This is a genomic window from Pseudomonas sp. XS1P51 (genome assembly GCF_054897845.1).
On sequence record NZ_CM142707.1, the window covers coordinates 2520781 to 2543128 of the forward strand.

Consider the following 22348-nt stretch of genomic DNA (forward strand, 5'->3'; position numbering starts at 1 on the left):
ATCCTGATTATTCACGACGCAGAAAGCACAACACCGGCCTTACGCCGGTGTTGTGCTTTCTCCTGACTGCCAAGGACATTTCGTTTTCCACGGTGGAAGGTTTCAGTGCGGTAAGAGTCGCGGCTCTTACTGCCAAAGAAAGAGGTGATGTCGCAATTGAAGCCTCTCTTTCCTGCCAGGGGCTGTAGATGATTTCTCCGTCCGACGACCTTATATAGGTATAGGGGGTATGCCTATCATGCGTAGCACATAGGTAGGGGGGGGTATCCCATGGGTCATATCGCAGCAAACAAAGACGATCTTCTCAAACGCGTAAAACGTATCGCCGGACAAATCCAAGCCGTTGAACGGGCATTGGAATCGGATCTCGATTGCGCCAAAACACTGCACCTTGTTGCCGCCACTCGCGGAGCCATCAATGGCTTGATGGAGGAAATCATTGAGGACCACGCGCGGGAGCATGTCGCGAACCCTGCGCTCAGCGAAGAAGAGCGTAACAAGGGCGTCGAAGAGCTTCTTGAAGCCATTCGCCGTTACTCCAAGTGAACGCATCCAGGTACACACTCATGAGCAGCACCAACATCAACCACACACATGACCACGTGTTCCTTGGCTCAGCGCACGACGAAAATGCCAAGCGTACGCTTTGGGTTGTGGCACTGACCGTTGTGATGATGGTTGGCGAGATTACCGCCGGCTATATCACCGGCTCGATGGCGTTACTGGCCGATGGCTTTCACATGGCAACCCATGCCGGCGCATTGGGCATCGCGGCGGCCGCTTACGGATACGCAAAACGCCACGCTTCCAGCCAGCGCTACAGTTTTGGTACCGGAAAAGTTGGAGACTTGGGCGGGTTCGCCTCGGCGCTGATTCTCGGGATGGTCTCCCTGGGAATTGGCGTTGAGTCTGTCATGCGCCTCTTGCAGCCAACGGAAGTTCAGTTCGGCACCGCTACGCTCATCGCGATTGCCGGTTTGATCGTCAACATTGTCAGTGCCCTGCTGCTGGGCCACGGGCACAGTCATGGACACGATCATGATGATCATGGTCATGCCCATCACGGGAACGACAACAACCTGAAATCGGCCTACGTCCACGTCATCGCGGACGCGCTGACTTCGGTTCTGGCCATTGCTGCACTGCTCGCCGGCCGGTATCTCGGCTGGGTGTGGCTGGACCCGGTCATGGGCATCGTCGGCGCCATCGTTATCGCGCGTTGGGCATGGACCTTGATGGGGGTTACCGCAGCTGTACTGCTGGATCAGACAGATGCGCACGTTGCCGAGGAAATCCGCGAACTGGTTGAGAAACCGGGGGATGCCACTATCACGGACTTGCACGTCTGGCGAGTTGGACCGCAAGCGCATGCGGCCATCGTCAGCGTCCTGGGTGAGGCCACTGCAAACGCCGACAGCATTCGTGAACGTCTCAAGCCAGTTCACGAAGTCAGCCATCTGACGGTCGAGTTTCGGCTTGTCTGATTCACCGCCTCCCCTTCATTGTCTCCAAAGGAACCCGCAATGCCCCTAGGGAAACGCGAAATGGCGCGGATCGAACGCCGGTTGATTACCACGCTCACCGAAGCGTGCGAAATAGCAAAAGGCGAAATCAAAGGCTTTACCTGGCTCACCCACACCGCTGACCTGAACGCGTTGGCTGAAACCCTGAAGGTAATCTGGGTGTTCGAAACCCTGGCTGACAAAAAGCTCGCCCTGGTTGACGCGAAGGCGCGCATCTTTGAGCTGACGGCCATCGCGTTGAATGAGGCCAACATCGACGTGCCCCCTTCAGACCACAGTGTCCGCTTCGACTCTGAGGAAGAGTGCCAACGCACTCACGGTGGCGACTGGAAAAATCGCCTGACTTGATCACGCGTGGCCAGAGGTGACTGACAATGGCTAAAGAAATCGAAAATCCCTGCATCTCAGTTTGCCAGCTGAGTGGTGATCTGTGTGTGAGTTGCGGGCGAAGCAAGGAAGACATCAGAAAGTGGAAACGCATGAAGCGGCCTGAAAAAAAGGCCGCTGTGCAAAGGGCGAATGTGCGCTTGAAAGGGCTGAAGAAAGCACACGGATAGTCACTTGCACTGGATGACCGCTTTGGGTTGTGGATTCAACCGGTCGATGCAACAGGTAGCTATCAGCCAAAAGCAGGCATTCGCCCTCTTACATTCGCCTACTCATAACTCGAACCCTGTCGCCAGCCTTACTCATTACAGAGGCAGAGGCCTATCCTGCACGACCCGTTTCATAACCAGTGTCGAAGTCAGCCGCTGCACATTGGGCAACGTCGAAAGGCTCTCATCGTAGAGTCTTTGAAAGGCCGGCAATGGACTTTCAGTGTGGTGGTGGAGAAGACCGCGAGCTCGTCTACTTGGCGTTGCGCTTTCGTCGCGCGTGTTCATCCTCCGCCAGTGCCTGACGAACAAGCGCCCGAGCCGCCCAGGCGGCGGTGTCGAGTGACTCGTCGATGCTCGCGCGACTGATATCGCGCACGGCGATCAACGCCTCGGTGCCCATGACGATCGACAGCGCCTGCTTCAACCGTTTGCGCGCCCGGGGGGTGAGCACGTCCTTCAGCGAGTCGACAATCGGCTCGATGTAGCTCATGCGCCGGCCGGGCCGCAGGGGTTCGTGGGACTCACTTTCGAGCCACACCGTCATGAACGAACGCTCCATCACGTGCAGGCCGATCTCGTCGTCGATCAAGAGTTTGTTCAACGCGGTCGCCGCCAGGCCAATGCCTTTTACCGGATCGTCTCCCGGCCGCCAGATGTGCTCCAGCGGCTTCATGTCACGATCGGCCGCCGTCTCGCTTATCAACGCTTCGATCGAGGGAAAGTAGCGATACGCCGTGGCCCGCGACACCATCGCGCGCTCGGCCACTTGCGCAACAGTCGGGTTTTGGCCCTCGTCGCGTAGTGCGACGGCGGCATCGATCAGCGCTTGACGCGTGCGCAGCCGCTGGTTGGTGCGGCCTTGCGGATCGCCGTCTCGGATAGACGGGCTTGACTTCGGAGTCGACATGGAATAAATGAGATCCTGTCTTGTAATGAGATTCGAGTCTCATTATAGACGATTTTCAGCAACTGAGCGCGCCTCAGGGCGCATGAGGTGAATGCCATGAATCACAATCCCCGTTCGCGGACCTGGTTTCGGCTCGCTGCCCTCTACTTTGCCATTGGCGTGGCGCTGGGTGTGGCGATGGGCGCTTCCGGCGACCACTCGCTCTTCGCGGTACATGCCCATGTCAATCTGTTGGGATGGGTGTCGATGGCGCTGTTCGGAATCATCGGCACCGCACACCCGTCAATCACCGAAGGGCGCGTTGCGGCTGCACAGTTCTGGACGTACAACGTTGGCGTCCCGGTGATGCTCGGCGCACTGACGCTGCGCCTCAAGGGCTTCCCGTCAGTCGAGCCCTTGATTGCCGCCGCATCAATCCTCATTGGCTGCAGTGTGCTGCTTTTTGCGTGGCTGGTGTTCTCGCGCATCGGTGTAACGGCCGAGCGCTTGAGCAGCGCGACACGGGAGTCGCGCCTGTCATAAACCGCAAAACAAGTGGCCGCTTTTGGGCAGCGTATCGGTCCGGGGGGAGTTCTGCCCCGGATCGATAGCTGCCCTTCCGCGCTTATGCGTAAACCCTGCGAACATTTATCTAGATCGAAAGGATAAATCGGCTTTCGCCCCCCGCTTTGTCGTCACAAGAGGGTTGTTCAAGCAAGAAGCCGCACCGACCCAGTACTTTTCTTGAGGCAACATTTTCCTCATATACATAAGCAACCAGTTGCGTGAGTTTCCAGCGTATCTGTGCCTCCTGGATCAGATGTCTCAACGCCAGTGTTGCCAGTCCCTGCCCGCCAGCGCGTTGATCAATCCGATAGCCTACTTCCGCAGACCCCTTCGTCGAATTTATGCTTTTCAAGTTTGCTCGACCCACGATTCTTTCACTGGAATCCTCGATAACAAACGGGTGCCAGGCGCCGACAGCAAAATCGGATAAGTAACCTTCAATATGATCGGCGACACCCTGCAATGAGTAAAAAGAAGGGTCGCGCGCATCAATATGGGATTCGAACCATTCACGGTTATGGATTTCGAATGCCAGCAACGCTTCAGTATCAGTACTTTTTAGCTCGCGAACGCTAAATGATTCCATTAATTACATCTCCTGTGCCTCAGGCCCGCAATCGGCCAATTCTGTTGAAAAAGTCGGTCTGCCAAAACTGCCTGTTCATTGACTAGTGAAAACGCCTTTTTTGCACGCTGCTATGTGAAATCCGAGTCCGGAAGCCTCTGCCAAAAGTAAAGATTTCAATCTCAGACGCGTACTTTTCTGCTGAGGAAACCATGACCGACTTTTTCAACACAATCGGCCAGGTGCGGTCATTCAAGACTGCGTAAGAAGCGGTCGTTGGCGGCCGTTTCTTCAAAGAGAATCTGGTACACGGGATCTGTAACGGGTGAACTGCTGTTCGGTGACAACGGTACCCCACTGACTCCCCTGCGCCTCTTTCGTCAGCTCAAATCCAAAGGCCTCATAAAGCCGACGCGCGGCGTCCAGACCTTTGAAAGTCCAGAGTTGAATAATGTCGAAGCCAAATCGGTCACAAAACGCCACTGCCTCACCCAGCAGTTGTCGGCCAACTCCACTTCCACGACATCCATCCTCAAGGATAAACCACCTCAAGTGAGCCTCGTTGCTGCCCAAATCCTGGCCGTCAATTGCGATCGAGCCCACGATACGGTCGTTGATTGTCGCCACCCAGATGTTGTTGCATGGCTGATCCAGGCGGCCAACGAACTCAGCAACCCCGCAGGCTACCTGTCGCTCAAAGACCGACCCGAATCCAGAATGCCTGGAGTAAAAATTTGCATGCATTTCAGCCACGCGCCCAATGAGCCCGGGGCGATAGCCGGCACTGAACTCGACGGAAGTACGCGGTATTTCATCTTCTCCCGTTCGGCATTCTTTCAGGGCGTGGGCATACGCAGCGAGCCCTCGCGCCACGGTCTGTTGTTGCGACGGATTCAAGTACTGCATCGCAGTTTTGACCTGTGCTTGCCCGTAAACATGGATCTCGGCAACCGTATTCATCCCCTGCCCAGTCAGACGCAGCAGCTTGACGCGACCATCATCGTCGGCACGTTCCTCCAACTCTCCCGCCTTGATGAGTTTGCCGACCATGCGACTGACACTGGATTTTTCCAGGCCAAGAACCTGCACAAGCTGGGCGGCAGTCAGGGCTCCCGCCGACTCGATTTCCAGCAGAGCGTGTACGCCGGAAGGTGAATAGCCAGTAGCCGCGAGAGTTGCGCGCATAAAACCCAACTCACGAACCATCGTGCGCGACGCAGCACGGATTTCTTCAATCAGGGCAAGATGGATGTTCATTTTAAACCGCCGCTTAAATATGGTTGCACGATACAACCATATTTGAGCCAGGCTGTCCAACGGGTCCACGCCCCTTCAGTAAGCCCACTCCCGCATCAACCGTCTGACCTCAGCCTGTATGGCATAAGCCGGCGCCTCCACAGCATTGAAATCCTGGGTATACCGCTGGGCAAATCCTTCTACCCCCCATTCCTGATACTGCTGCACATGCTTTAGTTCGTGAGCCCAGAGCGCGATGTTCTGTTCTGCGGTTTGAGCGTCCCGGAAGAGGATGATGTCAATCAGCGTCACGGCGCCGACATCGGGGTTTTGTAGCATGGCAGTGGCGGCGCTGAATTGGCTGTTGTCGCTAATTTTGTAGCGCGCGGTATCGAGGACGCTGGGGTCGTACCAGCGCAACAGTTGCTCCCGAATGTGCGGTGGAATGGGTTGAATGCCGGCGCTGGCTGCTTCAGCGCGGGCTTGGGTCAGCCACAGCGCCAGGGCAGGTGCCGCGATCTGGTAGAGGCCATCAGGCAGGGGGCCGAGCAGTTGTCCCAGGTCTGGCAGGCAGATGCAGCCGTCCAGGCACACCGGGTTCTCGCCAGCTGGGCAGGCGTTATTCTGGGCGGCCACTTCAAGAGTCAGGCAAAGCACAAACAGCGCCGCCAGGCGCGTGATGATGGGCGACATTGGGCGCTCCAGGGACGGACGCAGCGCGAACAGTGGGTCACCACTGATCATAGACATGCGTGCGCGGCAGCTCTTGGCCAGTGACTCCGCACGTCGTGACCAGCAGAGGCCGGCCTGTTAAGCACGCAGCCCAAAGTAATGCCGGGTTAACGCCCAAGTGCCGCCTCAATCGCAGCGATGTCGATTTTCCTCATTTCCATCATGGCGTCAAACGCACGCTTGGCCGCCGCTCGATCGGGATCGGTTATCGCGGCCGTCAGGACGCGTGGCGTGATCTGCCACGACAGTCCCCACTTGTCCTTGCACCAGCCGCATGCGCTTTCCTGGCCGCCGTTTTCGACAATCGCGTTCCATAAGCGGTCCGTTTCGGCCTGGTCGTCGGTCGCCACCTGGAACGAGAACGCCTCGTTGTGCTTGAACGCTGCCCCTCCGTTCAGCCCGAGACAAGGGATACCCATCACCGTGAACTCGACCGTCAAGACATCGCCCTGCTTGCCCGCCGGATAGTCGCCAGGCGCGCGATGGACAGCGCCCACCGCGCTATCCGGGAACGTCTCGGCGTAGAACGTCGCTGCGTCCAGCGCGTCGCCGTCGTACCAGAGGCAAATCGTATTTTTGCTGACCATCTTGGTTCTCCAAAATCAGGCATGACACGTTCATTCTAGCTGCGCAGCCGGACGACTTCGGTACCTTAGCTACGGCGTGATAGCCCACATTTCTAAGCGCTGGCATCGGCTTCATGTTCGTCTGCAAAGGTCATGAGCAGCTCCAGATCGAGTACATCCAGTTTGATCCGGGCGATAAACGCGGAGAAGGCCAGGTTGGCGGCGAGCAATCGCAGGTCGCAGGCCCAGGCCGGGAGATAGGCAGGTCCCTGGAGCCAGCCGGACTCGAAGAGCGGGGCCAAGCGAACGGTATCACTCAGACTGAGGCGCCCGGCGAATAAATGGCCTACCAGTTCCGGTCGGTTGTCGCGGATCGCGATGCGCAACAGGGTATGGACGCCGAGCAAACCGGTCAGGTAGGCAGCATCCTTGGTGAACGCCGAACCGCCACGCAGGTCGGCGCCGCGAAAAACCCGCTGGGTCGAGCGGAAGGACTCCTCTTGCGATTGACCGGCCGCGAGAAAGCCTTCAAAAACCTGAATGAAGTCGGCGCCATCCAGCGCCTGCTGGACCGCTAGCACGCGCAGGGCGAGGCGGCGCAAGCGGTTGATGTCCATGCTGCCGGTGAACAGCTCGGCCAGGGTGGCGATGCCCTCCTGAGTCTGGGTTGTGCGTGGTGCCCCCAGCCCCAGGCTTTTGAGGTTGGGTTGAAGCGCGCCGTTTTGTGCGGTGGCGACATGCACGAAGGCTTCATGCTGCAACAGCTGGCTCTTGTCCAGTTCCGAGAACAGGGCGCTGGCACGCAGGCGGATGCGGCTCGCCCCGGCGATGGCCTTGGCGGCCAGGGTCGGATCGAGCACGACCGTGATCCGGCCCGGGCCGAAGAAGCGATCCAGTTCCGGCTGCATCCAGGCGGCGAAGGCCTCAGCCGGGATTTCGGCCTGGCTGGGTGGAATCCGCGCACCACCCAAAAGCGCATCGGTGGTCTTGAGGAAGAATTGGGCCGCGTCCAGCATGCTCAGTTTCTGACTCAAGTAGTAGAAGTCCGGGCGTCGGTACAGCGCTGACGAATACCGAGTGAAATCGGGTGTGCCGATGGCACCCAGCATGCGCCCGGCCGTGGCATAACTGCGCGCCGTCACGGCAAGGTAGCGCCCGGCCGGATGCCCCTCATCGCAACGGCCGGAAAAGGCTTCCAGCGCGGCGATGTCGGTACTGTGCTCGCGCGGGCGCAATTGGACCCTGGGCAGTTCTACCTGCCCGGCGCGCCACCGCGCCAGGAATATTTCCTCGACCCCCTCCGGCCAGGCCAGAGCATCCAGCACGCGGATTTTGCGCGCCAGTCCGGGGAGAGCGGCATCGAGTTCGGACAGGGGCGCGGTGCTCACAAAAGGCTCCTTGGAGGACGATGTGCCATTGCAAAAGCTTAGTCGTTGTCGGTGCATCGCGTTGTGATCGGTCAAGTCGCTCGATACAGCTGAATCACCAGGGAGCATCGGGTGGAGAGCTGACGTCACAGGAGCGAAAAGGTCTTTTCAAACTACACTGGAAGTGGGTTAAAACCGCCCTATGAGGTCTTGGTCATGGCAAAGGACAACAAGAAAGCCCCTAAGCGTCATCCTGCTGAAAGCCTGAAGCTGAAGAACAAGGATTACCTTGATCAGCTACGCGACCTGCATGTCGAACTGGTCAAGTTGCAGGAGTGGGTAAAAGCGAAGGGCATCAAGATCTGCATCGTCTTCGAGGGGCGCGATGGCGCGGGCAAGGGCGGGACGATCAAAGCGCTCACCGAACGCGTGAGTCCGCGTGTCTTTCGTGTGGTGGCGCTGCCGGCGCCGACTGATCGAGAGAAAAGCCAGATGTATGTCCAGCGTTACCTCCCGCACCTGCCCGCAGCTGGCGAAGTGGTGATCTTCGATCGCAGCTGGTACAACCGCGTGGGCGTCGAGCGGGTGATGGGGTTCTGCACCAAAGAACAGGTTGCCACTTTCCTGAAGTCAGTGCCGCTCGTGGAGCGGGCGATCGTCGACTCGGGCGTTATCCTGCTCAAGTATTGGCTGGAAGTCAGCGAGCAAGAGCAGACCCGCCGGCTTGAGGCGCGGATCAAGGATGGGCGCAAAATCTGGAAGCTGTCCGGTATGGATCTCAAGTCATACAGCCGCTGGTATGACTACTCGCGCGCACGTGACGACATGTTCAAGGCAACCGACACCGAACATGCCCCATGGCTGGTCGCCAATTCAAACGACAAGCGGCGGGCGCGCCTCAACATCATCACCGATTTGCTCAGCCGCATCCCGTACAAGGATGTCGCTCGCGAGAAAGTGATCTTGCCTAAGCGACAGAAGCCCGGCGGCTATCGCGAACCGGATTATCCGCTCAGGCGCATTCCCGAAAAATTCTGACGGGCACGTGTAAGCGAACCTGCGCTGTACACCAAAGGGCCACAGTCCTATGAGCCATTCGGATGCTTCGCCTCCCCTTCCGGAACCGGGCCGGATTGCACGTCGCAAAACCGGCGAAGAAACCGGCTGGACCCGCTGGTTCCCTGGACTTCGCACGCTGCGCGAATACCAGATTGCCTGGTTGCGTCACGACATCATGGCCGGACTGGTGCTCACCACGATGCTGGTCCCCGTCGGCATCGCTTACGCCGTGGCATCGGGCGTACCCGGTATTTACGGGCTCTACGCGACCATCGTTCCGCTGCTCGCTTATGCGCTGTTCGGACCCAGCCGGATTCTGGTGCTCGGTCCGGACTCTTCGCTGGCCGCCGTGATCCTTGCCGTCGTCCTGCCTCTGTCGGGCGGCGACCCCCATCGTGCAGTCGCCCTCGCGGGCATGATGGCGATCGTGTCGGGAACCGCGTGCATCCTGGCGGGCATCATGCGCCTGGGCTTCATTACGGAGCTGCTTTCCAAACCGATTCGCTACGGGTACATGAACGGGATCGCAGTGACGGTATTGATCAGTCAATTGCCCAAGTTTTTCGGTTTTTCGATTGAGTCCGACGGCCCGCTGAGAAACCTGTGGGCCATCACCACCGCGGTGCTGGAAGGCAAGACCAACTGGACCGCGTTTATGGTGGGCGCAGCCACTCTGGCGGTGATCCTTCCGCTCAAGGACAACAAGCGCGTGCCGAGCATCCTGATCGCCGTCGCAGGCGCGACCGTCGCCGTGGGTGTGCTGGACCTTTCCGAGCGCGCCGGGGTGTCGGTCCTCGGTTCTCTTCCCCAAGGTTTGCCTGCGTTCGCCATCCCTTGGATCACCCGCGCCGATATTGTCCCCGTGCTCATCGGCGGTTGCGCCGTTGCCCTTGTCTCGTTTGCCGATACCAGCGTGCTCTCTCGTGTCTATGCGGCGCGGACGCGGACCTACGTCAACCCGAACCAGGAAATGGCGGGGCTTGGTTTTGCCAATCTGGCCGCCGGATTTTTTCAGGGCTTTGCGATCAGCAGCAGTTCGTCACGCACGCCCGTGGCCGAGGCCGCAGGCGCCAAAACCCAACTGACCGGAGTCGTCGGCGCGCTTGCTGTGGCTGTACTGCTGCTGGTGGCGCCGGACCTGTTGCAGGATCTACCCACCAGCGCACTGGCGGCAGTCGTGATTGCATCGGCTATCGGCCTGATTGAAGTCGCCGACCTGCGACGCATTTATCGCATCCAGCGCTGGGAGTTCTGGCTGTCGATCGTCTGCACTGTCGGCGTGGCCGTGCTGGGTGCGATCGAGGGTATCGGCCTGGCCATCGTGATCGCCGTCATCGAGTTTCTGTGGGATGGTTGGCGGCCGTATTCCGCAGTGCTGGGGCGAGTCGACGGCGTCAAGGGCTACCACGACATTCAGCGTTATCCCGACGCACACCTGATACCCGGCCTGGTCCTGTTTCGCTGGGATGCGCCGCTGTTTTTCGCCAACGCCGAACTGTTCAACGATCGAGTGCTCGACGCGGTGGCTGCATCGCCTACGCCAGTGCGCTGGTTGGTCGTTGCGGCGGAACCCGTCACTAGTGTGGACGTGACCTCTGCCGACATGTTGGCTGAGCTGGACGAAACCTTGCACGCGTCGGGTATCAAGTTGTGCGTGGCCGAGATGAAGGACCCGGTCAAGGACAAGCTGAAACGATTCGGGCTTTTCGCGCGGCTTGGCGAAACAGCGTTCTTCCCAACCATAGGCGACGCAGTCGACAGCTACCTCGTGATCCATCCCGTGGAAGGAAGCTCAGTCAATTTTCAGGAGTGAGGGCTACCTCGGCATAGGCCTTGGCATCGGCTGGATTCGAGGATCGATTTGCTGCCGGGGCACTATTTTGTAACCCGTCCGATTATTGCCACTGCCCGTCGCGGACTGGTTTGGCGAATTGTCTGCGCCCTCACCTTTCCCAGGATCATGGCAGGACGATCCGCTAACAGCGATGGCAACGGCAACGATTACAAAGGGGATTAAGTGCCTGGGCATCGGGATCTCCAAGGGTCGGACAACCTGGATTCCAATCCGTGGATGCATTAACGGACAGCGTTTCATAGTGTGCTGCTATCCACTTTCAGCGGTACAAATCGCCCTCTAGAGCTTAGGTGATTGCTTGGTATTTTCTACCTTCAAGGCGCACCAACCGGACGAACACCGATCAAGCCAACGGTTGGTGACTGAACGCCGGCCGGAAGTCACTTCACAGTGGCGACCATCGACCTCGCGGTGCGCGATGATATCAGCTCCCAGGCCGAGTGCAGCTTCAAGGTGCTGCACGCCGACCGCCTCTATCCCGCCAGCAGGCGCGCGCCAACGGATTGCTGCAACCGCTGTCCGCTGGTCGACGCACCATTGCTCTATAGACGCAATAAAACTATCTTTGAGTCTATAGATTAGAAATGAGGTATTGAACATGGCCGTTGCCCTCCAGGAACAAGCCTTTACCAAGAGCCAATGCGTTACAGGCCTGCGTGCCGCTGTAGGCATCCTCGAAAAATGGGGCGCCTCCAGCGATCAGGCCTGCCGTATCCTGCGCATTTCCCGCAGCACCTACACCCGCGCCCGGCAGCGCGATCCGGAGTGGGCCGTGGCGCTGGATTCAGACCAGATGCAGCGCATCAGCTTTGTGCTCAACATCCACGCTGCGTTGCGCCTGGTCTTCGATAACCCGGAAAACGTTTATGGTTTCCCGTCGATGGCCAACGACAACGAGTTTTTCAATGGGCGCAGCCCGCTCGAGATCATGGCTCAGGGCGATATGATTTCTTTGTATGAAACCTTTCGGCGCATTGACGTGCTGCGAGGCGCGCAATGGTGACGGTGAGCGAACTGGCAGTGCTTGCCGGCGAGCAGTTACAGGCCTATCGACTGGTCAATTCAAAGTTTCCACCCGTAGCATTGTTTGATGACGTTGCGAACGCGGACGAGTTTGAGGTGCTGTATCAGATACAGGAACTCACTAACCCCAGGCTGAAAAATGAAGTGGGTCATCTTGAGCTGATTCCACGAGGCGAGATCCCGTTCGGGATTCCTGGCTGCTCTTACGCGACAGCGCCTTTTACCCACGTCAACCCGGCGGGCTCGCGATTCAGCGATGGCAGCTTTGGTGTGTTGTATCTCGCGGACTCCATGGAAACGGCGTTGGCCGAGGTGCGGCATCATCAAAGCCTGTATTGGTCGAATGTGCCAAGCCTCAACTATGAGCGGTTCGTCTTCCGGGGGCTGTCCTGTTCTTTTGTGGATGCAGCGATGAAAGATGCGGCATCCATTTCGATGACTGATCCTGTTTATGATCCCGACGATTACACGCATTCCCGTCGTCTGGGGAAGTCGATCAAAGACGCGGGTTGTCCTGGGCTTCGTTACAACTCTGTGCGAATGCTGGGCAGTTATTGCTGGGCGCTGATGACGCCGAGACCGGTTTTATCGGTTATTCAAGCAGCGCATTACGAGATGATCTGGAATGGTCAGGTCACGAGTGTCAGTAAGATCAGTGAGGCCTGATTGCGATTGGGTGGTGGTGGAACAAATGAAAACGGGCGCCGTGTTGGCGCCCGTTTTTTTTGTTTGTGCGGCGGTGTTTACCAACTGCCGTAAGGAATGCCGTACTTCCTTGGTGCAACGAAGCGCTGAGGGCGCCATTGCGGATCCAATCAAGCAACGCGTAGCCAGATGCCATCATCTAGCCCTGCGTCCCCATCCATTGACAACTTCAATAGTCACCATTAACGCAATGAAGTTCTCTTAAAAATTCCGCGGCGTAACATCGCCTCCATACCCAACAACTACACCCCGGAGCACACCCTCATGAAACGCCAAGTCCTTCTCAGCATCGCTTTCTCGGTTTTTGCAGTTAACGCTTTCGCCGCTACCTCTGCTCACCCGGTTGTCGCTGAAGGCGGCTCGGATCGTCTGATTGAAAGTCGTGTGGCTGAAGGTGGTTCGGATCGTTTGATCGAGAATCGTGTTGCCGCTGATGGTTCGGATCGTTTGATCGAGAATCGCGTTGCCGCTGATGGTTCGGATCGCTTGATCGAGAATCGCGTTGCCGCTGATGGTTCGGATCGTCTGATCGAAAACCGCGTTGCCGCTGATGGTTCGGATCGCTTGATCGAGAATCGCGTTGCCGCTGATGGTTCGGATCGTTTGATCGAGAATCGCGTTGCCGCTGATGGTTCGGATCGCTTGATCGAGAACCGCGTTGCCGCCGATGGTTCCGACCGTCTGATCGAGAACCGCGTTGCCGAAGGTGGCTCCGATCGCCTGATTGAAAGCCGTGCTGTATGAAGAATGTCTTTACCGCGGTACCCAACAAAAAGCCCGGCCTGATAAGCCGGGCTTTTTCGTGCGCCAAACAGAGCGGCGGAGCAGGCAATGCAGCGCCTGCACGAGCTGGATCCATCGTTGCGCGTCTCCAACCTGAAGGACTGGCTGCCAATCCAACGGCCCGAGGATCTCGCGCGGTTCGCGGATGGACTGCGGCTGGCCGGGCTGCCCGAGTGACGGACCAATAGCCGCCACTCGCGAGAAGCTGATCCCGGCCAGAAAAACGACCCTCATGGCGCGTCTCCATACACTCGCTGACAAGCTCAAGGTCCGCTCCACCCGCACTTGTCCTATCCTTCCATACAACCACCCACTCCGGACATCGACATGCCCGCCCCCGAATCCGCCCTCCTCCAAAGCTGGCACCACAACGCCCGATCCTGGATCGAAGCCATCCGCACCGGGACCATCGAAAGCCGTCTCAAGGTCACCGACCAGGCAATCCTGCTGGCGGTGCTGGGCCGCCAGCCCGAGCGCGTGCTCGACCTGGGTTGCGGCGAGGGCTGGCTGTTGCGTGCGCTGGCTGATCGGGGCATCACGGCGGTCGGTGTGGATGGCGATGCGACGCTGGTCGAGGCGGCGCGGACGGCGGGCTCTTCGCCAGTGCATTTGGCGAGCTATGAAGCGTTGGTGGAGGCAAAGGTGGACATCGGTAGTGACTACGACCTGATCTGCGCCAACTTCGCCCTGCTGCACCAGGACATCATCCCTCTGCTTGCCGCCATGAACGCCCTGCTCGCCCCTGGCGGCGCGCTGGTGATCCAGACGCTGCATCCGTGGACTGCGGCGGCGGGCGACTATCAGGATGGTTGGCGCGAAGAAACCTTTGCCGGGTTCAAGGGCCAGTGGCAACCCATGCCGTGGTACTTGCGCACCTTGTCCAGCTGGTTCAATGCGCTGGACATGGCCGGTTTTCGGCTGGCCGGCCTGCAGGAGCCGCAGCACCCGCAAAGCCCTGTGCCGCAATCGTTGCTGCTGGTGGCCGAGCAACGGGGGTGAGCTCAGGCCAGCAACTCGGTGATCCACCGGGCCTGCCGGGCGACGTCCTGCACCTTCTCCTCGGGCACGGCCTGCCGCGCCCGGGCGAAGTGGGTCAGGGTCTTCTGCTTCTGGCGCAGCCTGCGCTGCCACTTGACCAGAAACGCCGGGCTGCGGGCCTGCATCTGCAGCGGGCCGAAGTACAGCTCCTCGGCGGTGTACATCACCGGCCCGGCGCGCTCGGCGACGATGATTTCGTAGTCGAAGCGGTTTTCCCGCAGCAATTCCTCGTAGAGGATGCGGTAACCGTTTTCCATCAGCCATTGGCGCAGTGGCTGCTCGCCGCCGTTAGGCTGCAGAATCAGGCGCTCCTGGCCGCTCAGACGCGCCTTGCCACTGTCGAGGATGTCACGGATCGTCTCGCCGCCCATGCCGCAGATGCTGATCGCCGTGATCCCGTCTCCCGGCTCGATCGCCGCCAGGCCATTGGCCCGGCGCACGGTGATCCGCTGGTCTAGGCCGTTCTCGCGCACGGTACGTTCAGCCGAGCGGAACGGCGTCAATGCCACCTCGCCGGCCACCGCCGCCGCGATGGCACCACGGCGCATCAACGCCACCGGCAGGTAGCCGTGATCCGAGCCGATATCGGCCAGGCGCGCACCTGCTGGCACATGCGCCGCCACGCGCTCCAGGCGCATGGACAATGTCTGTTCGTTCAACTGCAGCCCCTTTTTCACCACGAACGCCCGGCACCTTTGACCGGATCGGGGCGCGATTCTGTCGCGCAACGCCGTGCATTTCAAATGCCTGCGACCAGGGCCATGGCTCGCCCGTACCTGCCTCGTTGGGTAAACACGCCAACGCTTCGGGTGAATGGGCTCAACTCTTGACCTGTTGGTTCCTGCCGTAGACATCTTCCAGGCGCTCGATATCGTCCTCGCCCAGGTAGCTGCCGGACTGCACCTCGATGACTTCCAGCGGGATTTTGCCGGGGTTGGACAGGCGATGCACCGACGCGATCGGGATGTAGGTGGACTGATTTTCAGTGAGCAGGAAGACCTTTTCGTTGCACGTCACCTGGGCGGTGCCGGAGACCACGATCCAGTGTTCGGCGCGGTGGTGATGCATTTGCAGGGAAAGCTGCGCGCCAGGTTTCACGGTGATGTGTTTGACCTGGTGGCGGATGCCGTTGTCCACCGAATGGTAACTGCCCCAGGGACGATACACCGCGCAGTTGTTCTGGGTTTCCGAGCGGCCCTTGGCGTCGAGGGCGTTGACCAGTTTTTTCACGTCCTGCACGGTGTCGCGGTGCGCGACCATCAGTGCATCCTCGGTTTCTATCACGACCAGATTTTCCACCCCGAGCAGCGTCACCAGCTTGCTGCTGCCATGGACGAAGCAACTGCGGCTGTTGTAGCTGACGACATCGCCCTTGAGCACATTGCCATCGGTGTCCTTGTCATGCACATCCCACAGCGAAGACCAGCAACCGACGTCACTCCAACCAGCGCTGAGTGGAACGACCCAGGCGCGGCTGGTGCGTTCCATCACCGCGTAGTCGATGGAGTTGTCCGGGCAGCATTCAAAGGTGACGCGATCGATGCTGGTCACGCCTTCATTGTTGGGGCTGCGTTCCAGGGCCAGCACGCAGGTGTCGTACATGTCTGGTTCGTGAGTGCGCAACTCGTCGAGATAGCGGCTGGCCCGGAACAGGAACATGCCGCTGTTCCAGAAGTACTCGCCGGACCGGACAAATTCGCTGGCGGTTTGCTGGTCGGGTTTCTCGACAAACTTCTCGACCTTGAAGGCGCCGGCGCCAGCATCCGCGCAGTCGGCCTTGATATACCCAAAGCCGGTTTCCGGACGTGTCGCCGGAATGCCGAACAGCACCAGATTGCCTTTGAGCGCCTCCTCCTGCGCGCGTGAAAGCGTGGCGCGCAACGCGGGCACGTCACTGATCACATGGTCGGCCGGAAGCACCAGCAGCAACTCGTCGCGGCCCTCGGCGATCAGCTTGAGGGCCGCCAGCGCCACCGCCGGTGCGGTGTTGCGGCCGAAGGGTTCGAGCAGGATCGCCTGCGGCGTACAGCCGATGGCGGCGAGTTGTTCATTGACGATAAAACGATGCTCCTGATTACAGACCACGATCGGCTTGCCGATGCCATCGAACGCCAGGCGCTGCAGGGTCTGCTGAAACAGCGATCCTTCGCCGGCCAGACTCAGGAATTGTTTGGGATACAACTTGCGCGACAATGGCCACAACCGTGAACCACTGCCGCCGGACAGAATGACTGGAATCATTTTTCTTTCCTCCCGCACCTTCATCACTCGACATGAAGGCGCTTCGAACAGCGAAGGACTGCCTTCCCTTACAACACAAGCCCGATGACGAATGGCCCCGTGTTGGCTGTTGCCTTTATTCTTTCTGCTCAGCAAATAGCTGGGTGATGTCGCCGCCCAGGCGGTAGTTTTTCATCGGTTCGACCGATTGGCGCCAGCGGTTGGTTTCCACCGAGCAGTCGTACAGCACGCAGTACGGTTCCAGCCAGGCAAACTTGCCATCCTCGTTGAGGTCTTCGAGCGCTTGCTTGTAGCCGGTCTTGCGTTCAAACGAGCGTGGATCCTTGATCCCTTCCTCCACCCGCGCCGCCAGACGCCGCATGGCGCCGTTGTTTTCTTCGCGCAGGTCGACGCCATTGGCTTGGGCGAAGGAGGCGATCATCATCAGCGGCCCCATCGCGTAGTTGTGGTAAGCCAGTGCGCGGGTGTCGCGGCCCAGTTCGTTGGGCAAATACCCGTCGGCATCGACCTGGGACGCGCCGATGCGAAACTGCGCTACCGACCAGTCGAACAGGTCGCGCCGGTCGACCACCACCGAGGCCGCCATGACGGACCATGCTGCCCAATACTGGTGATTGTTCAGCCGGTCCAGCGGCTGGTCGCGCCAATCGCGCACCACCTGTTCGGCGACCTGGCCGATCCAGGCCTCGATCGGTCGGGTCTGCGCTTCGCGGCCCCTCAATGGCTGCGAACGCGAAAACTTGAGCCGCAGCCAGGCCGAGGAAATACTGCCCAGCGCCCATTTGCGCATCGACTTGCCGGTATGGGTGTAGGTGGTACTCAGCAGTGCCTGCGCCTTGGCCCAATCGCCGAGCCAGCTCAAGGTGCATTCCACATGACCTGCGCGGCCGAGCCGTAAATAGGCGGCGACTTGTTTGTTGACGCCTTTTTCCAGTTCGTTGATATCGCCTGACATTTCTTTGTAGCGCTTGTTGGATTCAGCGTTGAGCTGATCACGTGCCTTGCCCGAGCCCTCGTACTTGCTGGGGATCAACAGGTCACCGGTATAGGGTTTGGGCGCCGCCGGACAGCTCTGCGCATCGCCCCTCTTGACCACCGCCGGCGCGTAATAGCCCTGGGGTGGGCGCAGTTGAGCAGCCGCCTGCACGGTCGACCCCGCCAAAATGACGGCCACGCCAAAGGCGGCCCAGTATCGCGCATGCATCACTGCCCCTCCGTCTGCGCGGTGCGCAGGGATGGTGCCGCCGTGATGGCTGGTTTGGCACACAAGCGGGTCGACAGCTCCATGGCGTTCGTTCCCGGCGGTGGCTGCACGTCCATGGAAAGAAAAGTCAGTTCGTCCCAGTCCGCATCGGCGCGCAGCTCGAAGGCGAAGCGGCCCTGGGTATTGACCGTCGGCGAACGGCTCAAGCTGATATTTTCCTGACGACCGTTCATGTAAGTCAGGGTCGCGTTCATCAAGCGCACACCGGGATCCGCAAACTTGAGGTCGACCTGATAACGATTGCCCTTGATCGGATACACATTGCCGCCACCGCCGTTGAACAACACCTGATTGCGCCCGCTGTGCAGCGTCGCATTACTTTTCAGCAGCGCGGCCTGGTTGTCGCAGCCATCGCTCAGCGCCGCCATCGCCTGCCGGTAGAAGCTGGATTTGCCGAGGCTGTCGAGATTATCGGTTTCCCAAACCAGCACCGCCGGCGGGTCTTTCTGGAAGTCGTCGCCGAGCAGGTAGGCGATCAACGAATCATCGTAGCCACCGCCGGGCACACTGAAGTTGCGGACCGGAGTCTCCAGATATTGCTCAAGGAAACCGGCAAAGTTGAACAGCTCACCGCTGGCGCTGGTACCGATCAATGCGACCTTGGCGGGGGCCTTGGAATCGCCTTGGGCCCGGGTTTGATATCGGGTGACATACTGCGGCGCATAGCCGTTGCCGCAGATCTGCGCGGCGGCTTTTTGCAGCGTGCCCGAGCGTCCCAGCAGGCCAGCCGGCTGGCTGGTGAAGACCTGACGCGGCAACGCCTTGAGCACATCGCTGCCCCTGAGCGTCTGGGCCACCAGCTGGGCGCTGCGTTCGGCGCCATAGGGCGTCCAGTTGTGGTCGCCCTTGAAGTAGAAGGGTTGCCCGGCGGGCTGTGGCGCACTCAACAGGTTGGTAAAGTCAGGGACCAGAATTCCGAAGTTGCGCAGCCGGTCCAGCGTTTGCAGGTAGTTCTGCCGGGCCCTGGCCTGATCGAAGCTGGCCAGTTCCAGCGGCGTCAGGCGATCGGCGTGCAGCATGCCGCGGCTGGGTGGCATTACCAGCACCAGCTCGACCCCGCGCTGGGCCAGCCCGTCGCGCAGGCGCTTGAGGGCTTTGTAACCGCTCTCATCGAGACCGAAGTCAGTGCGCAAATCGCTACGGGTGCGGAACAGCCACTGGTCCTTGGCCTCCACCAGGGTCGCGTAGTTTTTCAACTCCGGCTGCTCGTAAAACGTCGCCTGCGCCGCTTGTGGACACAGCTGACAGCAAGCCTCGGCCGTGTACTGCGGCTGTGACTGTGCCCACATCGACATGGACAGCAGGTACAGAGCGGCAAATCCATGAAGGGTGTTCATCGGAAGGCTCCTCACAGTGTCTCGGGCAGAATCAACGCGGCGGCATGGCGGCGCAGGAGAATGTCCATCAAGTCGCCCTGCACCTCCCCCAGCAAACCGGTGAAGGCAAGGCCGTCCTGTTTCTGTGGCGCCAGAAAGGTCAAGTCATAGAGTTCCAGACGCGAGGGTGAAAACACGGCGATGGGGCTGGAACCGTTGCCGATCAGCTTGCCGCCGACCACGGTGAGCGACAGTTTGGCTTCGTAGGGGTCTTCCTTCAGATCGCGGTCGCTGCCACGCAAATCCTTGATGTGGCCGTAGATGCCGGTCAGGGCATTGGCCATCAGCTCGTTTTCATAAAGCCGCACGCCGGTACTGTTGCGGACCCGGATCCCGTGCCGTTCATTGTCGGCTGCGCGGTTGCGCCAGAGCAGGTTGTTGCCGCTCTCGTACAAGGTGATGCCGTCGGAGCCGTTTTTGTAGGTTTCGTTGTAGGCCAGCAGGTTATTGACGCTGGAACGGTCCAGGACAATGCCGGACAGCTGATTGTTGTAGGTGCGGTTGTAGATGATCCAGCTGTCGTTGACCTCTCGCGAGAGGATGATGCCGTGCTTCTTGTGGGTACCGAAGACATCGTTGTGGGCAATGATCAGCCGATGCGAACGGTCGTGCGGGTCGATGCCATAAACGATGTTGTCGCGATAGGTGTTGCGCAGAATCACCACGTCGTCGGCCTCATAGCAATAGAAGCCGAAAAAGTTGTCAACGAACTGCGAATTGATGAGCCAGCCGGTCGGCCGTTTGCGCTTCATCTTCGGCGCCATGCTCGGGCTGTACTGGGAAATACTCACCCCATAACTCTTGCTCGCGGTGTAGCCGAAACTGGTGATGGTGCTGTTGACGATGTAGGTTTCGGTGCCGCCCCAGGAGATGAGAAAGGGCCGAAACGCGTCCTCTTTTTTGTACCAGGCCGGGCTGTCGTCTTTCTCGCTCCAGGCGCTGACCTTGGTATCGGTGATAAACAGCTTGCCGTCATTGACCAGGAAGGAACCGCCCTCCTGGGACAATCGCAACTCCTTGACCGATTTGTCGATATGCAGGGTTGCGCCGGGGCGTATGACGATCGGCAGGCGCGCCAGAAACACCCCTGGCGCGGTTTCTCGCAAGGCGGTCGGTGGCAGGCTGCGGGCCAGTTGCGTGAGGCTCATGTAGCCACGGTCGATGAAAATCGCCACAGGCATTTGCTTCTGGCGCACCACCCATTCCTTGAAGCGATCCTGTCCGCCGATAAACTCGTCGAGCGCGTTTTCCTTGAGCATCGGCTGGATCAAGGCACGGCCGGCAGGTTTGTGAGAAATCTTCGCTGCGACTGCCTCGGCCGTATAGCCGGACAGGTCGGGCATTTTCGGTTCCTTGATCAGCAACGGCTTTCCCGGAGCCTCGGTGATGGTGTAGCGCGGAATCAGGACGTCACCCGCCGTGGCACCTGCCGTCTGCATCAACAGCATGGCGGCGAGCAATAGTCCTATCTTGACGACACAGTCCATAAGTCTCACTCATCAAAAATGCAGCCTGGTGTGATCAGTGCGCCGTTGCCCACGGTGGCATCACCGTGGGCAACGACCTGTTTCTAGATTTTCCAGACAAAATCAATGAACGCCCGGTGCATGCTCGAGTCGGTGTCGCTGGCGTAGGCGTCACCCGGGAAGAACACGCCCAGGCGCAAGCGGATCAGCGCCGAGGGTTCGTCGACCCAATCCACCATGCTCGCGGGCAACAGGCCTTGCTTGAAGTACTTGGTCATGACCAGATCGACTTCCTGGCCCAGGTCCTTCTCGCCGTCCACCAGCGCCGCATTGACGATCCCGTCGTCGCCGGTTTCCTGTTCGTCGTCGACCCGCCAGAAGCGGTGGTAGACGAGGCTGGCGTCGTAGTCCTCGCGCATCTGCCAGGAGCCGAACAGCGTCGCCGTCTGGAGGTTGCTCAGTTCACCGCGAAAGGCTTCACCGAAGCGGTGTACGCGCGAACGCGTGCCGGTGTAGTTCGAGCGGTTGCTCTGCAGGCCGGTTTGCTGGAACTGATTCTCCTGGTCGTTACCGCCGCCGTCGCCGCGGGCGGCAGCCGCACCGAGGCGCCAGCTTTCATCGATGTTCCAGCGCAAGCCCAAATCCGCGGCCCAGGCGTTGACGTCGCCACTGGTATGGCCCGTCGCGACTCGAGTGCTGTCGGGGGCGACCACGCTGGTGAGGTTGTCGCGATTACCGGTCAGCCAGGTTGCGTTGACCCAGTAATTGACCGGCATCGTCGAGCGATAGTTGTAGCCGTCACCGTTCGCTTCGAGACCGACCCAGGTCAGGCTGCCGGTGTTGGTCTTGTCGAGTGTATCGACCTGCTCGCCGGCATCGGGCAGGCTGCCGCTGTCCTCTGAGTGATGGACACGCAGGCCTACCCAATTATTGGGCATCCATTGTGTAGAGATGTCGGCGAAGACATGGGAACGGTCTTCATCTTCGGGCGCCAGGTCGTCGAAATCGGTGCGATAGTCGGAAAAGCGTTGGGCGGCGCCGAGGTGGGTGCGCAGCAGTGTGGTTTCGAAGGTCCAGTTGAGCGCTTCGATGTTGGTGTCCATCCACTCGCCACTGTCCTCACGCAGACGCTGGCGTCCCAAGCGCAGATGCTCGCCCGGATAGGCCGTGATACCCGAATAATCAACCCAGAACTCGCGAAGCGCGAGGTAGCTGTCATCCGCTTCACGGGCATTGCTTTGGTCGGCGCCGTTGTTCACCGTATCGGTGTCAATGGTGTCGGTCGCCGCCACCGCCTGCGCCATCGTGTAGGCACTCCAGTTACCCCATTGGCCAAAGGCCCAGGGGCGCAAGTCGATACCAATATCGTTGAGGGTGCCACCGGGTGCAGTGCCCAAGTCCCGGTCGTCCTGCGACTCACCGGTAATCTTCACATCCAGGCCGAAATTCTTCGGTGCCACTTCCGCCGCCAGCACCAGACCGGCGCTGCACATCAGC

General features: G+C 59.7%; 24 protein-coding genes and 2 pseudogenes. 13 read left to right on the forward strand and 13 right to left on the reverse strand.

Going from position 1 to position 22348, the window contains the following annotated elements; translation table 11 throughout:
• Positions 1–270: 270 nt before the first annotated feature.
• From ACYZUD_RS11630 to ACYZUD_RS11645, 4 genes are read left to right on the forward strand one after another with little or no spacing between them, the layout of a single operon-like run.
• Positions 271–546: a metal/formaldehyde-sensitive transcriptional repressor gene (locus tag ACYZUD_RS11630; RefSeq protein ID WP_004575538.1), complete on the forward strand. Its 276-nt coding sequence runs from the start codon at positions 271–273 to the stop codon at positions 544–546.
• A 20-nt stretch (positions 547–566) separates the two neighbouring features.
• On the forward strand, positions 567–1484 hold the full coding sequence (gene dmeF, locus ACYZUD_RS11635) for a CDF family Co(II)/Ni(II) efflux transporter DmeF (RefSeq protein ID WP_462024134.1): 918 nt from the start codon (positions 567–569) through the stop codon (positions 1482–1484).
• A gap of 39 nt (positions 1485–1523) precedes the next feature.
• The gene (locus ACYZUD_RS11640) at positions 1524–1871 is read left to right on the forward strand and encodes a hypothetical protein (protein WP_462024135.1); all 348 of its coding nucleotides are present in this window, start codon (positions 1524–1526) and stop codon (positions 1869–1871) included.
• Between the two features lie 26 nt (positions 1872–1897).
• On the forward strand, positions 1898–2080 hold the full coding sequence (locus tag ACYZUD_RS11645) for a DUF1289 domain-containing protein (RefSeq protein WP_462024136.1): 183 nt from the start codon (positions 1898–1900) through the stop codon (positions 2078–2080).
• A 135-nt stretch (positions 2081–2215) separates the two neighbouring features.
• Here the strand turns inward: ACYZUD_RS11645 and ACYZUD_RS11650 are convergent.
• Positions 2216–2332 (reverse strand): annotated as a pseudogene (locus ACYZUD_RS11650) (AsnC family transcriptional regulator); the annotation flags it as partial.
• A gap of 40 nt (positions 2333–2372) precedes the next feature.
• On the reverse strand, positions 2373–3029 hold the full coding sequence (locus ACYZUD_RS11655) for a TetR/AcrR family transcriptional regulator (protein WP_462024137.1): 657 nt from the start codon (positions 3027–3029) through the stop codon (positions 2373–2375).
• Between the two features lie 96 nt (positions 3030–3125).
• Between ACYZUD_RS11655 and ACYZUD_RS11660 the strand changes: the two genes are divergently transcribed.
• Positions 3126–3551 carry a hypothetical protein gene (locus ACYZUD_RS11660; RefSeq protein ID WP_462024138.1) on the forward strand — a complete coding sequence of 142 codons (426 nt, stop codon included), beginning with the start codon at positions 3126–3128 and terminating at the stop codon, positions 3549–3551.
• A gap of 109 nt (positions 3552–3660) precedes the next feature.
• Here ACYZUD_RS11660 and ACYZUD_RS11665 read toward each other — a convergent pair whose 3' ends face one another.
• The 5 genes from ACYZUD_RS11665 to ACYZUD_RS11685 form a co-directional block, all read right to left on the reverse strand.
• Positions 3661–4161: a GNAT family N-acetyltransferase gene (locus tag ACYZUD_RS11665; protein WP_462024139.1), complete on the reverse strand. Its 501-nt coding sequence runs from the start codon at positions 4159–4161 to the stop codon at positions 3661–3663.
• A 270-nt stretch (positions 4162–4431) separates the two neighbouring features.
• Entirely contained in the window at positions 4432–5397 is a 966-nt protein-coding gene (locus ACYZUD_RS11670; protein ID WP_462024140.1) for a bifunctional helix-turn-helix transcriptional regulator/GNAT family N-acetyltransferase, read from the reverse strand.
• A 75-nt stretch (positions 5398–5472) separates the two neighbouring features.
• Positions 5473–6069: an eCIS core domain-containing protein gene (locus ACYZUD_RS11675; RefSeq protein WP_462025028.1), complete on the reverse strand. Its 597-nt coding sequence runs from the start codon at positions 6067–6069 to the stop codon at positions 5473–5475.
• Between the two features lie 146 nt (positions 6070–6215).
• On the reverse strand, positions 6216–6695 hold the full coding sequence (locus ACYZUD_RS11680; protein ID WP_462024141.1) for a VOC family protein: 480 nt from the start codon (positions 6693–6695) through the stop codon (positions 6216–6218).
• Between the two features lie 92 nt (positions 6696–6787).
• A complete protein-coding gene (locus ACYZUD_RS11685; protein WP_462024142.1) occupies positions 6788–8062 on the reverse strand; it encodes a flavohemoglobin expression-modulating QEGLA motif protein in 1275 nt (424 codons plus the stop codon).
• 195 nt (positions 8063–8257) lie between these two features.
• On the opposite strand from ACYZUD_RS11685, the gene ppk2 reads away from it, so the two are divergent.
• From ppk2 to ACYZUD_RS11725, 8 genes and pseudogenes are all read left to right on the forward strand, one after another.
• Positions 8258–9079 (forward strand): polyphosphate kinase 2, encoded by an 822-nt coding sequence (ppk2, locus tag ACYZUD_RS11690; RefSeq protein WP_462024143.1) that lies wholly within the window; start codon positions 8258–8260, stop codon positions 9077–9079.
• 49 nt (positions 9080–9128) lie between these two features.
• On the forward strand, positions 9129–10913 hold the full coding sequence (locus ACYZUD_RS11695) for a SulP family inorganic anion transporter (protein WP_462024144.1): 1785 nt from the start codon (positions 9129–9131) through the stop codon (positions 10911–10913).
• 438 nt (positions 10914–11351) lie between these two features.
• Positions 11352–11438: pseudogene (locus ACYZUD_RS11700) on the forward strand (LysR family transcriptional regulator); the annotation flags it as partial.
• A 115-nt stretch (positions 11439–11553) separates the two neighbouring features.
• Complete coding sequence (locus ACYZUD_RS11705) at positions 11554–11958, forward strand: antitoxin Xre-like helix-turn-helix domain-containing protein (RefSeq protein WP_462024145.1); 405 nt, start codon at positions 11554–11556, stop codon at positions 11956–11958.
• Positions 11952–12644: an RES family NAD+ phosphorylase gene (locus ACYZUD_RS11710; protein WP_462024146.1), complete on the forward strand. Its 693-nt coding sequence runs from the start codon at positions 11952–11954 to the stop codon at positions 12642–12644. The genes ACYZUD_RS11705 and ACYZUD_RS11710 overlap by 7 nt, the downstream gene beginning before the upstream one ends.
• 303 nt (positions 12645–12947) lie before the next feature.
• Positions 12948–13427, forward strand: a complete 480-nt coding sequence (locus tag ACYZUD_RS11715; protein WP_338919374.1) for a phage infection protein — start codon at positions 12948–12950, stop codon at positions 13425–13427.
• 87 nt (positions 13428–13514) lie between these two features.
• The gene (locus ACYZUD_RS11720; RefSeq protein WP_462024147.1) at positions 13515–13643 is read left to right on the forward strand and encodes a hypothetical protein; all 129 of its coding nucleotides are present in this window, start codon (positions 13515–13517) and stop codon (positions 13641–13643) included.
• Positions 13644–13793: 150 nt separating this feature from the next.
• Complete coding sequence (locus tag ACYZUD_RS11725) at positions 13794–14465, forward strand: class I SAM-dependent methyltransferase (protein ID WP_462024148.1); 672 nt, start codon at positions 13794–13796, stop codon at positions 14463–14465.
• Positions 14466–14467: 2 nt separating this feature from the next.
• Here ACYZUD_RS11725 and ACYZUD_RS11730 read toward each other — a convergent pair whose 3' ends face one another.
• The 6 genes from ACYZUD_RS11730 to ACYZUD_RS11755 all read right to left on the reverse strand — a co-directional run bounded on the left by ACYZUD_RS11730 (position 14468) and on the right by ACYZUD_RS11755 (position 22344).
• Complete coding sequence (locus tag ACYZUD_RS11730; RefSeq protein ID WP_462024149.1) at positions 14468–15163, reverse strand: tRNA (adenine(22)-N(1))-methyltransferase; 696 nt, start codon at positions 15161–15163, stop codon at positions 14468–14470.
• A 160-nt stretch (positions 15164–15323) separates the two neighbouring features.
• Positions 15324–16745: a mannose-1-phosphate guanylyltransferase/mannose-6-phosphate isomerase gene (locus tag ACYZUD_RS11735; RefSeq protein ID WP_462024150.1), complete on the reverse strand. Its 1422-nt coding sequence runs from the start codon at positions 16743–16745 to the stop codon at positions 15324–15326.
• A gap of 115 nt (positions 16746–16860) precedes the next feature.
• Positions 16861–17949 (reverse strand): mannuronate-specific alginate lyase, encoded by a 1089-nt coding sequence (locus tag ACYZUD_RS11740; RefSeq protein ID WP_462024151.1) that lies wholly within the window; start codon positions 17947–17949, stop codon positions 16861–16863.
• A complete protein-coding gene (locus ACYZUD_RS11745; RefSeq protein WP_462024152.1) occupies positions 17949–19346 on the reverse strand; it encodes an alginate O-acetyltransferase AlgX-related protein in 1398 nt (465 codons plus the stop codon). Before ACYZUD_RS11745 ends, ACYZUD_RS11740 begins: the two co-directional genes overlap by 1 nt.
• Before the next feature lie 11 nt (positions 19347–19357).
• Entirely contained in the window at positions 19358–20872 is a 1515-nt protein-coding gene (algG, locus tag ACYZUD_RS11750) for a mannuronan 5-epimerase AlgG (RefSeq protein WP_462024153.1), read from the reverse strand.
• Between the two features lie 83 nt (positions 20873–20955).
• Positions 20956–22344: an alginate export family protein gene (locus ACYZUD_RS11755; RefSeq protein ID WP_462025029.1), complete on the reverse strand. Its 1389-nt coding sequence runs from the start codon at positions 22342–22344 to the stop codon at positions 20956–20958.
• Between the last annotated feature and the right edge of the window lie 4 nt (positions 22345–22348).